Origin of the sequence: Neisseria sp. 19428wB4_WF04 (genome assembly GCF_015235335.1) — a bacterium.
GTDB lineage: Bacteria > Pseudomonadota > Gammaproteobacteria > Burkholderiales > Neisseriaceae > Neisseria > Neisseria musculi.
Map to the genome: position 1 here is coordinate 1 of NZ_JADGLG010000247.1, position 241 is coordinate 241.

Consider the following 241-nt stretch of genomic DNA (forward strand, 5'->3'; position numbering starts at 1 on the left):
GCGCATCGGTTTTGCCGCTGATGGTCGGGGTGTTGTCGCTGCTGTTGTCCGGCGCGTCTACGCTGATCATCGGGGCGGTGGTGTCGACCGAGCCGTTGTCTTTGGCTTTGCCTTCGTTGCCGGCGGGATCTTTCACCGAAGCTTCGGCGGTGTAGCCGCCGTCGGGCAGGGCTTTGGGCACGTCTACGCTGTAGCTGCCGTCTGCCTTGACGGTGGTGGTAACGGTTTGGCTTTGGCCGTC

The 241-nt window shown here is 63.5% G+C and carries 1 protein-coding gene; it reads right to left on the reverse strand.

What is annotated here, in order from left to right; translation table 11 throughout:
- Positions 1 to 241, reverse strand: a 241-nt coding sequence (locus IR141_RS14330; protein WP_209304470.1) for an Ig-like domain-containing protein, incomplete at both ends; no start/stop codon positions are given.